The sequence below is a fragment of the Hydrogenophaga sp. PBL-H3 genome (assembly GCF_010104355.1).
Lineage (GTDB): Bacteria > Pseudomonadota > Gammaproteobacteria > Burkholderiales > Burkholderiaceae_C > Hydrogenophaga.
In genome coordinates this window covers 1282067-1294306 of sequence record NZ_CP044972.1, presented here as the reverse complement: position 1 = coordinate 1294306, position 12240 = coordinate 1282067, and the positions used below count along the sequence as shown (strand labels likewise).

At 64.2% G+C, this 12240-nt stretch carries 12 protein-coding genes; 2 read left to right on the top strand and 10 right to left on the bottom strand.

Features of this window, described 5'->3' with window-relative positions:
* Positions 1–82: 82 nt before the first annotated feature.
* The 4 genes from F9Z44_RS06205 to F9Z44_RS23125 form a co-directional block, all read right to left on the bottom strand.
* A complete protein-coding gene (locus F9Z44_RS06205) occupies positions 83–1123 on the bottom strand; it encodes an alpha/beta fold hydrolase (protein ID WP_159604465.1) in 1041 nt (346 codons plus the stop codon).
* A gap of 28 nt (positions 1124–1151) precedes the next feature.
* Positions 1152–1598: a TOBE domain-containing protein gene (locus F9Z44_RS06200; RefSeq protein WP_159604464.1), complete on the bottom strand. Its 447-nt coding sequence runs from the start codon at positions 1596–1598 to the stop codon at positions 1152–1154.
* A gap of 280 nt (positions 1599–1878) precedes the next feature.
* Positions 1879–2652 carry a transposase gene (locus F9Z44_RS23130; protein ID WP_159604463.1) on the bottom strand — a complete coding sequence of 258 codons (774 nt, stop codon included), beginning with the start codon at positions 2650–2652 and terminating at the stop codon, positions 1879–1881.
* Positions 2619–3371, bottom strand: coding sequence for a transposase zinc-binding domain-containing protein (locus F9Z44_RS23125; RefSeq protein ID WP_159604462.1), 753 nt, complete (start codon positions 3369–3371; stop codon positions 2619–2621). The genes F9Z44_RS23130 and F9Z44_RS23125 overlap by 34 nt, the downstream gene beginning before the upstream one ends.
* Before the next feature lie 509 nt (positions 3372–3880).
* Between F9Z44_RS23125 and F9Z44_RS06185 the strand changes: the two genes are divergently transcribed.
* Positions 3881–4123, top strand: a complete 243-nt coding sequence (locus F9Z44_RS06185; protein ID WP_159604461.1) for a glutaredoxin domain-containing protein — start codon at positions 3881–3883, stop codon at positions 4121–4123.
* A gap of 9 nt (positions 4124–4132) precedes the next feature.
* On the opposite strand, the gene urtE is transcribed toward F9Z44_RS06185, so the two are convergent.
* The 5 genes from urtE to urtA all read right to left on the bottom strand — a co-directional run bounded on the left by urtE (position 4133) and on the right by urtA (position 9952).
* The gene (gene urtE, locus F9Z44_RS06180) at positions 4133–4825 is read right to left on the bottom strand and encodes an urea ABC transporter ATP-binding subunit UrtE (RefSeq protein WP_159608603.1); all 693 of its coding nucleotides are present in this window, start codon (positions 4823–4825) and stop codon (positions 4133–4135) included.
* A gap of 16 nt (positions 4826–4841) precedes the next feature.
* On the bottom strand, positions 4842–5717 hold the full coding sequence (urtD, locus tag F9Z44_RS06175; RefSeq protein ID WP_159604460.1) for an urea ABC transporter ATP-binding protein UrtD: 876 nt from the start codon (positions 5715–5717) through the stop codon (positions 4842–4844).
* Positions 5714–6907: an urea ABC transporter permease subunit UrtC gene (gene urtC / locus F9Z44_RS06170; protein WP_159604459.1), complete on the bottom strand. Its 1194-nt coding sequence runs from the start codon at positions 6905–6907 to the stop codon at positions 5714–5716. The genes urtD and urtC overlap by 4 nt, the downstream gene beginning before the upstream one ends.
* The gene (gene urtB / locus F9Z44_RS06165; RefSeq protein WP_159604458.1) at positions 6904–8502 is read right to left on the bottom strand and encodes an urea ABC transporter permease subunit UrtB; all 1599 of its coding nucleotides are present in this window, start codon (positions 8500–8502) and stop codon (positions 6904–6906) included. Before urtB ends, urtC begins: the two co-directional genes overlap by 4 nt.
* A 160-nt stretch (positions 8503–8662) precedes the next feature.
* On the bottom strand, positions 8663–9952 hold the full coding sequence (gene urtA, locus F9Z44_RS06160) for an urea ABC transporter substrate-binding protein (protein WP_159604457.1): 1290 nt from the start codon (positions 9950–9952) through the stop codon (positions 8663–8665).
* A 187-nt stretch (positions 9953–10139) separates the two neighbouring features.
* Between urtA and F9Z44_RS06155 the strand changes: the two genes are divergently transcribed.
* Positions 10140–11174, top strand: coding sequence for a virulence RhuM family protein (locus F9Z44_RS06155; RefSeq protein ID WP_159604455.1), 1035 nt, complete (start codon positions 10140–10142; stop codon positions 11172–11174).
* A 77-nt stretch (positions 11175–11251) separates the two neighbouring features.
* Here the strand turns inward: F9Z44_RS06155 and F9Z44_RS06150 are convergent, their stop codons facing one another.
* Complete coding sequence (locus tag F9Z44_RS06150; protein WP_159604453.1) at positions 11252–12211, bottom strand: alpha-E domain-containing protein; 960 nt, start codon at positions 12209–12211, stop codon at positions 11252–11254.
* Positions 12212–12240: the final 29 nt, after the last annotated feature.

Genomic DNA, 12240 nt, shown 5'->3' with positions numbered 1-12240 from the left:
ACGGTGCGGGTGACAAAAGGCGGCCTCGCGGCTGGTCACTGCTTGGCGCGACCGCCACGCAGGCCAGGGACAGGTGCGCGGGCTACGCCGGTTCGGCCAGCAACCCGCCAAGCGCCGCGTTGATCTGCGGCATATAGTCGGCCTCGACCGCGAACAGCCCCAGATGCCCCGCGTTGCCCGCAATGACGGTCACACGGGCACCGGGGATAAGCGCAGCCTCGTCGCGGCATGTCGCCACCGGAAAGATCTGGTCGGACGCAATGGGCATCAGCACCACCTTCGACGTGACCCGCGCATAGGCCGCCTTTGCGTCGCCCCCGGCATTGCCGCCCACATCCGCGCGCTGCCACTTGCCGACCTGCGCCAGCAGGTTGTTGGCGTCCATCGGCGCAAAGTAGCCTTGCATGAACTCGGTCAGGAAAGCATCCAGCGACGCAAAGCCCAAAGGCTCCCACCCCTTGCGGTCCAGGAAATCGGGGCACCAGGCCAGGTTGGTCCAGTACAGGGCGTGCTGGCGCAGGGCCGCGTCCATGTCGCCGGGGCCGTAATTCCCGCCGTTGAACCTGTGCGCCGAGGTCAGGATGTCCTGCACGATCCTGCCGATCACCACGGCATGCGGGCGCGTGGTGCCCACCCCCGCCAGTGCCGCCACCCGCCGCGCGAAACCGGGGAACCGGCAGGCCCATTCCAGCGCCTGCCCCGCCCCCATCGACCCGCCGAACACCAGTGCCAGATGATCGAGGCCGAACGCCTCGGTCAGCAGCCGGTGCTGCGCATTCACATCGTCACCCATCGACAGCGCCGGAAACGCCGCCCCGCCTTGGGTGGCGGAGTTGGAGGGCGAGGATGACAGCCCCGACCCCAGCTGATTGGCCAGGATGATGAAGTACTTCGCCGGGTCCAGTGCGTGGCCCGCACCGACATAGATCTGTTCCATGATCTTGGTGGTGCCGGTGTACCAGGTGGTCACCAGCACGGCATTGTCGCGGGCCGCGTTCAGGGTGCCTTGCGTGGCATAGGCGATCTGCGCATCGCGCAGCACCTGTCCCGATGTCAGGGTGAAATCCCCGAGGGCATGGGTCTGGTACGGCCCGTGGTTTTCCTGGCTGTAATAGTCGGTCACCGCGATCTTCCCTTTACTGTCATGGATATCAGGACACAAAGCGGCCCCGATTGTACAGGCGCAGACGGTCCTCGGGCACGCCGAAGGCCACCGTCGCCCCCGCGGCATCCGCCCCTGCCGCAACCCTGATGCGCAGCGTGCCCGCCCCCAGCGATAGCGCCAACACCTGATCCGCGCCCTCGTACCACACGCGGGTGACGGTGCCGGTCAGGCCGCCGCCGCGCACCGCGTGTTCGGGGCGAAAGCCCAGCGTCAGGCCGTCGGTCGGGGCATCGCCGGGCAAGGCGCGCGACAGGCCGGTGCCCGGCACGCCGCCCCGGTCGCCGTCACGCACGGCGGGCAGAAAGTTCATGGCGGGCGACCCGATGAAGTACCCGACATAGTCGGTCGCCGGGCGGTCGAACAAATCCTGCTGACTGCCCGCCTGAATCACCTCGCCGTGGTTCATCACGATCACGGTCTTCGCAAAGGTCATCGCCTCGTTCTGGACATGGGTGAGGATAGTCTTTTCAAACGCTCATTTCCTTACCTGCGGCACCCCGAACGCGGCGCCCGACGCGCTCGAGTCGGTGTTTGAAGGTGGCAGAGATCCGCTGAGCGTTGACGGCGCAGCCGAAACCCGTCTCTCTTGGGCGTCGTCTGCGGGTTATGCCTTGTCACCAGGCCGATTCCATCGGTCTCGCAAACCTCAGGCGCAGCCCATCCCCACGGCTCGTGGAGCCGGGGGCCGCTCGATCGATGGTGGTTGACTTCGCTCAGGCCGCTTGAAGCGCCTGGCCACGAGCTGGCGCCCGAGGGGGTGCCCGGGCCTGCAGGCCCAAGTGCGTGAGGATCTTCTCGATAACCGGTTGCTCCAGGATGGCCGCAATGATCTTGAGTTGACCGCCGCAGTTCGGGCAGGGCCCCATATCTATCTCGAACACGCGCTTGAGCAGCTTGGCCCAGCTCAGCCGCACCGGTCGGTGGTGCGCACAGTTCGCCTCGCACTCGGCGGGCTTTGCTTCCTGTGCGGGCGCTTTGGCCTCTTGCGGCACCACCAGCGCGCGCAGCTTGGCTTTGGGCGCCAGCACACCATGGAATCGGATCAGGTGTAGACGTGGCCGTGGCACAAGCGCGGCGAGCCGCTGCATGAACTCCAGCGGCGACATGACCAGATGCGTGGTGCCGTCGCGCCAGGCTGTCTTGAGCTTCAACACCACCTGTCCGACGGCGTTGGTCTGCACGCGCTCGTAAGCCAGCGCCGGGCGGGTGATGTAGCGGCAAAGTTGTTCCAGTGCCTGGCGGTCGTCGGCGCCGCAGCGCACGGCAGCGTGCAGGCTGAAACCGCTGATGTCGGCGCACAGCGATTGCTTGAAGTCCGTCTCCCTGGGCATGGCGCCCTGCACAGTCAGCACCTTCTGGCCGGCGCGAGGGCCGAAGGCGATGCGATAAGGACAGGCCGCAACCTGCAGCGGCCTGAGCGCACGGGCCTCGTCCGAATCGCTGTCGTTGTCGGCTATGTAAGTCGAACCCTCCTCTTCGACCAACACCCCCGACAGGTGAGCAGCTTCATCATGCGCATGATGACTTTGTGCAACACCGTCTGCAGCGCTTCGTCGGTCGGCGCTGGTACTTCGACGAACTCCGGCGCACCGTCGGTGCCGCGCCGGAACACGCCATCCAGCACCAGGCAGTGAAGGTGGATGTTGAGATTGGCCGCGGACCCAAATCGTTGAACCAGCATGACCGCGCCGCTGTCGGCCTCGTCTGTCTTTACGCCGGCCTGTTTGAGCAGGAACCGCGTGATCACGCGGTGCACGACCTGCAGCACGGGTGTCACCCGCTTGGGCTGTGCGGCCAGCAGCAGGCGCAGCGGGAGCGGCAGCGACAGCACCCACTGCCGCACCGGCACATGGGGAATGACATGGTCCAGCAAGTGCGCCGCGGTCTGCGACATCCGCCGGGCCCCGCACGAGGGGCAAAAGCCGCGCCGCTTGCAGCTGAAGGCGACCAGCTTGTCGTGGCCGCAGTCGCCGAAGCGCAGGCGCAGGAAGCCGTGGGCCAAGATGCCGCATTCTAGGAAGGCGTCGAACTCGTCCTTGACGAGTTGCGGCAGGTCGGCGCCCGCAGCATCTTCGGCCTGGGCGAAGAAGGTTGCGGCGTGCTGCTGCACCAGGCGGTACAGCGTGGTCAGTTCCGGGCGGTGCCGCTCGTAGTGGACCGGGGCGCCATCCGGCGCCCGCTGGGGCTGCCGGCTGATGGCTTGCACGAAGGGCCCCGAAGTGGTGAGCGCGCACGGTCTCAAGCCGTGCGCCGCGCCTCAATCGCCCTGAGTGCCGCCTACCTGTGTGTGCCCACCATTACGGGGTCATCTTCGGGGGCCGCGGTGCATGTGCGACCGACCGCTTCGAGGCGACGGGTTCACGGCAGCGTATGTCGCTGAAGGGTCGGTAGTACCTGTTCGAGCCATGCCGAAGCGGTCGTCGACATCTTGAACTGCGCCGAACCGGCCGAGGACCGCTGTGCCTCGAAAGGCAGCCTTTCATGGTGGAGCCAGCCACCGCGGCCAACGGCAGCTTGGTGTCAGTCAGCGTGAGTTCGGCGCCGGGCGTCCACTGACGGCACTCGCTGCAACGCCGCCACTCACTGGACCTTGCAGGATTCACACATCGGGTCCGAGCAGCTGATGTCGGCGTCTTGTAACGCGGAACTCAGCCCATACGTTCCATCACAGAAGCGCCGGGATGATGCCAGCGCCCGGCCCCGTAAACTGCGCTCATGCAACCCAAAATCACCGTCTACTCCAAGTCCGCCTGCCCGCAATGCGAGTCGGCCAAGATGCTGCTCAAGTCCCGTTCGCTCGGGTTTGAGGAGATCCAGATTGATGACGAGACCGAGCGCCTCGCGTTCTACGAGCGCTGCGGCCCGTCGGTGCGGCAGATGCCGCAGATCTTCATCAACGACCAGCGCGTGGGTGGCCTGTCGGGCTTGCAGGCGGCGCTGGCTCAGCTGGGCCAGTAGTCCACGCGTTCAGATCGCCACGAGCTGGCGCACGCCCTTGGCCTGCATCTCGCTGCCGGGACCACTCGCAATCACTTCACCGCGCTCCATGACCACGTAGCGGTCGGCCAGGGCTTCGGCGAAGTCGTAGTACTGCTCCACCAGCACGATCGCCATGTTGCCGCGGTCGGCGAGCATGCGGATGACGCGGCCGATGTCCTTGATGATGTTGGGCTGGATGCCTTCGGTGGGCTCGTCCAATATCAGGAGCTTCGGCCCGGCCGCGAGCGCGCGCGCAATCGCCAGCTGCTGCTGCTGACCGCCCGACAAGTCCCCGCCGCGCCGGCCCAGCATTTGTTTGAGCACCGGGAACAACTCGAACAGCTCGGGCGGGATGGGCGTGTTGCCCTTCTTGTAGGCCAGGCCCATCAGCAGGTTCTCCTGCACGGTGAGGCGGCCGAAGATCTCGCGCCCTTGCGGCACGAAACCCATGCCCATGCGGGCACGCTCGTAGGGTGTGGCGCCTGCAATGGGCACGCCGTCAAGCGTGATGCTGCCGCTCTTGATGGGCACCAGGCCCATGAGCGATTTGAGCAAGGTGGTCTTGCCAACGCCGTTGCGGCCCAGCACCACGGTGACCTGGCCGAGTTCGGCAGAGAGGTTCACGTTGCGCAGGATGTGGCTGCCGCCGTAGTACTGGTTGATGTCTTTGACTTCGAGCAGGCTCATGTGTTTGTCCTCAACGACCCAGATAGACCTCGATCACCCGTTCATCCGCCTGCACCTCGTCCAGCGTCCCCTCGGCCAACACCGCCCCGTCACACAACACCGTGACCTTCTCCGAGATCGTGCGGATGAAGCTCATGTCGTGCTCCACCACCATCAGCGAATGTTTGCCCTTGAGCGTGAGGAACAGCTGTGCGGTGCGCTCGGTTTCTTCGTCGGTCATGCCGGCCACGGGTTCGTCGAGCAGCAGCAGCTTCGGGTCCTGCATCAAGAGCATGCCGATCTCCAGCCATTGCTTTTGCCCGTGACTCAGGTTGCCGGCCAGACGCGCCGCACTGTCGGCCAGGTGGATGGTCTGCAGCACCTCGCCCAGGCGGTCTTTCTCCTGCCCGGTGAGGCGGAACACCATGGAGCGGCGAACGCCCTTGTCGGTGGCCAGCGCCAGTTCGAGGTTTTGAAACACGGTGAGGTATTCGAACACCGTGGGCTTCTGGAACTTGCGGCCGATCCCCATGGCCGCGATCTCGGCTTCGCGGTAGCGCAGCAGGTCGATGGTGCTGCCAAAGAACACGCTGCCCGAGTCGGGCCGGGTCTTGCCAGTGATGATGTCCATCATCGTGGTCTTGCCCGCGCCGTTGGGGCCGATGATGCAGCGCAGTTCGCCGGGTGCAATGTCCAGGCTGAGGTTGTTGATGGCCTTGAAGCCGTCAAAGCTGACGTTCACACCGTCGAGGTACAGGATGCGGCCGTGGGTGGTGTCCACCTGCCCCGGGGTCACCAACCGCGAGAAGCCCGCCGCGCGGCCACCCGATTCGGTGTTGCCGCTCGCGCCGGCGGCTGCAATCTTCTCCAGGCGCCGCGCGCCCTCTTCCATCAGGTCGGGTGTCATGCCTGGCCCCCTTTCTGACCACGCAGTTTTTTCACCAGACCCACCACGCCTTGCGGCATGAAGAGTGTGACCACGATGAACAGCACGCCCAGGAAATACAGCCAGTACTCGGGGAAGCTCACCGTGAGCCAGCTCTTGGCGCCGTTGACGATGAAGGCGCCAACGATGGGGCCGATGAGTGTGGCGCGGCCACCCACCGCCGCCCAGATCGCGATCTCGATGCTGTTGGCCGTGCTCATCTCGCCGGGGTTGATGATGCCGACCTGAGGCACATACAGCGCGCCGGCAATGCCGCACATCACGGCCGAGATGGTCCAGATGGTGAGCTTGTAGGGCAGCGGGTTGTAGCCGCAAAACATGACGCGGCTCTCGGCATCGCGCACAGCCTGCAGCACGCGGCCAAACTTGCTGTTGACCAGCCAGCGCGCCCACAGAAAGAAGCCCAGCAGCGTGAGGCCGGTGATGATGAACAGCGTCATGCGCATGCTGGGCGTGGCCAGCGGAATGCCGAGGATGCGCTTGAAATCGGTGAAGCCGTTGTTGCCACCAAAGCCGGTCTCGTTGCGAAAGAACAGCAGCAGCGCGGCGAAGGTGAGCGCCTGCGTGATGATGGAGAAATACACACCCTTGATGCGCGAGCGAAACGCGAAGTAGCCGAACACAAACGCCACCACACCGGGCACCAGCACGATCAGCAGCAGCGTGGCGATGAAGCTGTCGGAGAGCGCCCAGTGCCAGGGCAGTTCCTTCCAGTCGAGGAAGACCATGAAGTCGGGCAGTTCGCTTTTGTAGTTGCCGTCCAGCCCGATCTGGCGCATGAGGTACATGCCCATCACGTAACCACCGAGCGCGAAGAACAGGCCGTGGCCCAGGCTCAGGATGCCGGTGTAGCCCCAGATCAGGTCCATGGCCAGCGCGCAGATGGCGTAACACATGATCTTGCCGAGCAGGCCGACCATGTAGTCGCTCAGGTGGAAGGTGCTGCCTTCGGGCGCGAACAAATTCAGCAGCGGCGCCACGGCGCAGACCACCAGCAGGGCGACGACAAACGCGCCCCAGCCGGTGCGGGTGAGCAGCGGGCCTGGCGAGGGCAAGACGATCTCCGTTCGCCCTGAGCCTGTCGAAGGGCTCACCAACACCTTGGCCGGGGCTTCGACAAGCTCAGCCCGAACGGCATTTTGGATACTCATGTGGCCTCCCTGCCTTTCATGGCGAAGATGCCCTGGGGCCGTTTCTGGATGAAGACGATGATGAAGACCAGCACCGCGATCTTGGCCAGCACGGCGCCGGCCCAGCCTTCGATGAACTTGTTGAGCAGGCCCAGGCCGAGTGCGGCGTACACCGTGCCCGCAATCTGCCCCACACCACCGAGCACCACCACCATGAACGAGTCCACGATGTAGCTCTGGCCGAGGTCGGGGCCGACGTTGCCGATCTGGCTGAGCGCGCAACCGGCCAGGCCGGCAATGCCCGAGCCGAGTGCAAACGCATAGGTGTCGATGCGCGCGGTGTTGACGCCCATGCACGACGCAATAGGCCGGTTTTGTGTGACGCCGCGCACGAAGAGACCCAAGCGCGTTTTGGTGATCATGAGCGTCACACCCACCAGCACCGCCACCGCAAAGCCGATGATGATGATGCGGTTCCACGGCAGGTTGAGGTTGCCCAGAAAGGTGACGCCGCCGCTCATCCAGCTCGGGTTTTCAACACCCACGTTTTGCGCGCCGAAGAGGCTGCGAACGGCCTGCATCAACACGAGACTGATGCCCCAGGTGGCCAGCAGCGTCTCCAACGGTCGGCCGTACAGAAAACGAATCACCGAGCGCTCCATCGCCGCGCCCACCAGGGCAGACGCGGTGAACGCGATCGGCAGGGCGGCCAGCAGGTACCAGTCGAAGTACTCGGGCAGCGACTGGCGAAAGAACACCTGCACCAGCCAGGTGGCGTAGGCGCCGATCATGATGAGCTCGCCATGGGCCATGTTGATCACGCCCATGAGCCCGTAGGTGATGGCCAGGCCAAGTGCTGCCAGCAGCAGGATGGAGCCCAGGCTGATGCCGGTGAAGGCCTGGGCCAGCGTGTTGCCCAGGGCCAGCATGCGGTCGATGCCCTTGAGCGAATCGGCCAGCGCGGCCTTCACGCCGGCGTCGGTCTCTTTCTCCATCTGTTGCAACAGCAGCGGACGCACGATGGGCTGTTTGGCCTCGCCCAGTTTTTGTGCAGCGGCCAGACGTTGGGCGGGGTCTTCACTTGCGAGCAAGACCGCAGCCTGTGCGAGCTCCAGGCTCTGGCGCGCTTGAGCATCCAGGTTGCCCGCCAGCGCCTTGTCGATCAGCGCGAGCTGGCTGATGTCGGGTTCTTCAAACGCACTGCGCTGCAGGGTGCGTGCGGCTTCGCGCTGGCGTTCGGGCGGCGCGCCCACCAGCTCCATGCCGGCCAGCGCGCTCTCCATGGCGCTGCGCAGGCGGTTGTTGATCATGATGTCGGCGGCCTCGTCGGGCAGCGCCGCCAGTTTCTCGCCCGTGACGGCGTCGATGGCACCCTCGCCCTCGACGATCAGCACACGTTCGCCCTGCACACGCACGGACTCGTCAGACATCGCCTTGATCAGCGCAGAAGCCTTGTCGTCAGGCTCTGCCGCGAGGCGGTTCAAGGTGTCGATGCGCACATCGGTGTCGCCATCCACCAGCGCCAAGGCATCGGCCGGCGTGAGCGCGTGGGCCGTGCTCAGCGACATCCACAGCACCAACCCCAGCCCCAACCAGCGGAGCCACCAAGTCTTCATATCAATCCCTACCGAAGTAAACAGCCACCATGGCGCACCAGGCACGCCCATACCAGAGACATCAAGGGTCCGGCTCCGCCGGCCCGAGATGTCGTCCCCCCTCGAAGCGCCGAAGGAGCGCCACAGAGGGGGGAAGCCGCGTCAGCGGCGCAGGGGGGTGTTACTTTTTCTCAGGAACGTTCTTCTTGCCCTTGTTCTCGGCGATGTAGTCGCTCCACGGATCGGCAACCACCGGGCCAGGCGTCTTCCACACCACGTTGAACTGGCCGTCGGCCTTGATCTCGCCGATGAACACCGGCTTGTGCAGGTGGTGGTTTTCCTTGTCCATGGTGCTGGTGAAGCCACCCGGTGCCTTGAAGGTCTGGCCGGCCATGGCGGCGATCACCTTGTCGGTGTCGGTGGACTTGGCCTTGGTCACGGCCTGCGCCCACATGTTCACGCCGATGTAGGTGGCTTCCATCGGGTCGTTGGTGAGCGGCTTGTCCTTGTGGCCGGGGATGTTCTTGGCCTTGGCGTATGCGGCCCATTTCTTGGTGAACTCGGTGTTGGCCGGGCTCTTCACGCTCATGAAGTAGTTCCAGGCGGCCAGGTGGCCCACGAGCGGCTTGGTGTCCACGCCGCGCAGCTCTTCTTCGCCCACCGAGAAGGCGACCACAGGCACGTCCTTGGCGGACAGGCCGGCGTTGCCCAGCTCTTTGTAGAAGGGCACGTTGGAGTCGCCGTTGATGGTCGAGACCACGGCCGTCTTCTTGCCTTCGGACGAGAACTTCTTGATCTTGGCAATGATGGTCTGGTAGTCGGAGTGACCGAACGGGGTGTACTCCTCCATGATGTCGGCATCGGCCACGCCCTTGGCCTTCAGGAAGGCGCGCAGGATCTTGTTGGTCGTGCGGGGGTACACATAGTCGGTGCCCAGCAGCACCCAGCGCTTGGCCGAACCGCCGTCCTTGCTCATCAGGTACTCCACCGCAGGAATGGCCTGCTGGTTGGGCGCGGCACCGGTGTAGAACACGTTCTTGCTCAGCTCTTCGCCTTCGTATTGCACGGGGTAGAACAGCAGGCCGTTGGCCTCTTCCACCACCGGCAACACCGACTTGCGCGACACCGAGGTCCAGCAGCCGAAGATCACGGCGGCTTTGTCCTGCGTCAGCAGCTGTTTGGTTTTTTCAGCGAACAGTGGCCAGTTGGAAGCCGGGTCCACCACCACGGGTTCGAGCTTCTTGCCCAGCAGGCCACCCTTGGCGTTGATCTCGTCAATCGCCATCAGCACCGTGTCCTTGAGCACGGTTTCCGAAATGGCCATGGTGCCCGAGAGGCTGTGCAGCACGCCGACCTTGATGGTCTCCTGGGCGTGGGCCGGCAAGGCCGAGAGGCCACCGAGCGTGGCGACCACGGCAGCGGCCGAGAGGGTCTTGAGGGTAAAACGGCGGGCGTTCTGGGTTGTCGACATGGCGCTTCTCCTGAGTTCCTGGGGTCCCGTGAGGGGTTGGTGTTGGCGCCGCCGGCTGCCCTCTTCGGGCGTGGCTCAGCGGACAACTGGATGCTAGGGAAGACTCCCGGGGGCGTATGTACGCCGGGTGGCGTACGTGGGTGGCGCGGGGTGGCCTTCGCTATCATGGCGCGCAACCATTCCAGCCATGAGCAACAACCACAAACTCATCCGCAACAGCACCGCCGAGTTCCTGATCTTCACGGGCCAGGCCGGAGAGAAGAGCATTGAGGCGCGGTATGAAGATGAAACCGTCTGGCTGACGCAAAAACTGATGGCCGAGCTGTTTGCCGTGGATGTGCGCACGGTCAGCGAGCACCTGAAGAACATCTACGAATCGGAGGAACTGGCGCGTGAGGCAACCCTCCGGAAATTCCGGACAGTTCAAATCGAAGGCATCCGGGAGGTGGCGAGGAACGTGGATTTCTTCAACCTCGACGCCATCATCTCGGTGGGCTACCGGGTCAACTCGGTACGGGCCACACAGTTTCGCCAGTGGGCCACGGGTGTGCTGCGCGAATTCGCCATCAAGGGCTTTGTGCTCGACAGGAAGCGCCTGGAGAACGGCAGCTTTCTGGGAGTGGACTACTTCGAGCAGTTGCTGGCCGAGATACGCGAGATTCGACTCTCGGAGCGCAAGTTCTACCAGAAGGTGACGGACATCTACGCCACGGCGGTGGACTACAACCGCGATGCGCCGACCACCCAGGCCTTTTTCGCCAAAGTTCAGAACAAGCTGCACTTTGCCATTCACGGCCACACGGCGGCTGAGCTGATCGTGCAGCGCGCCGATGCCGACAAGCCCCACATGGGGCTGACCAGTTGGGAGAAGGCACCTGACGGCAAAATTGTCAGAACCGATGTGGCGGTGGCCAAGAACTACCTGAATCAGGACGAGCTTGCATCGCTAGGCCGTTTGGTCAACAGCTACCTGGACATCGCCGAAGACCGCGCTCTTCGCAAGATTCCGATGACGATGGAAGACTGGGCTCAGCGGCTGGATGCATTTCTGGAGTTGACTGATCGCGACATTTTGCGGGATGGGGGCAAGGTGTCGACGGACATGGCCAAGGCGCATGCGGAAACCGAGTTTGAACGCTATCGAATCGTTCAGGACCGTCTGTTTGAAAGTGACTTTGACCTGATGGTCAAGCAGATTGAGCGAGACGACAAACCAGATTGAGGTTCTGACGACTCGGTCAAGCCTCAAATACAAAGGCCAGCACGAAGCTGGCCTTTGTTCTTGGAGTCAGAGGCCCCTCAGCCCGCCGGCACCAGAAAGTCCTGGCTGATGCGCCCGCCCAGTTCGTTCACCCGGTCCAGGAACTGCGTGAGGAAGGCGTGCAGGCCGGTGGAGAGGATCTCGTCGATGCGGGCGTACTGCAGATCGGCCTTGAGCTTGCCGGCGCGGCGCAGGGTTTCGGTGGAGAGGTCGTTGGACACCACCTCGAGGTTGTTGACCACTTCGTTCAAGCTGGCGGCCAGGCTGCGCGGCATGTCGGCGCGCAGGATCAGCAGCTCGGCCACGCGCTCGGGCGAGATCACGTCGCGGTAGACCTTGCGGTAAACCTCGAAGCCGCTCACGCTGCGCAGGATGGCGCTCCAGTGGTAGAAGTCGTACTCCTGATCGAGCTCGCTGGCGTTGCCGAAGAAGTCGCTGTGCACGGCGTGAAACTTCACATCGAGCAGGCGCGCGGTGTTGTCGGCCCGCTCCAGGAAGGTGCCCATGCGGTAGAAATGGAAGGCTTCATCCTGCAGCATGGTGCCGATGGCCACGCCGCGCGAGAGGTGCGAGCGGAACTTGACCCACTCGAAGAACTGGCTCGGGTCGCGCTCGAACTCCTTGCCCTTGAGCATGCGGCTGAGTTCCAGCCAGGTCTGGTTTTGTGTTTCCCAGAACTCGGTGGTGAGCGCGCCGCGCACGGCACGGGCGTTTTCACGCGCGGCCTTCAGGCAGGTGGCAATGCTCGACGGGTTGGACTCGTCGCGCACCATGAAGTCGAGCACATTGCGTGGCGTGATTTCCTGGCCGTATTTCTTGTTGTAGGCGGGCATGAGCTCGCTGATGACGAGCAGACCTTCCCAGCCGACCTGGGCCACGGCGGCGGACTGCGGCAGCAGCGAGGTCTGGTAGTTCACGTCGAGCATGCGGGCGGTGTTCTCCGCGCGCTCGGTGTAGCGGGACATCCAGAAGAGGTGGTCGGCGGTGCGTGACAGCATATGGGGTCCCTATGTTCAGATGGGGTCAG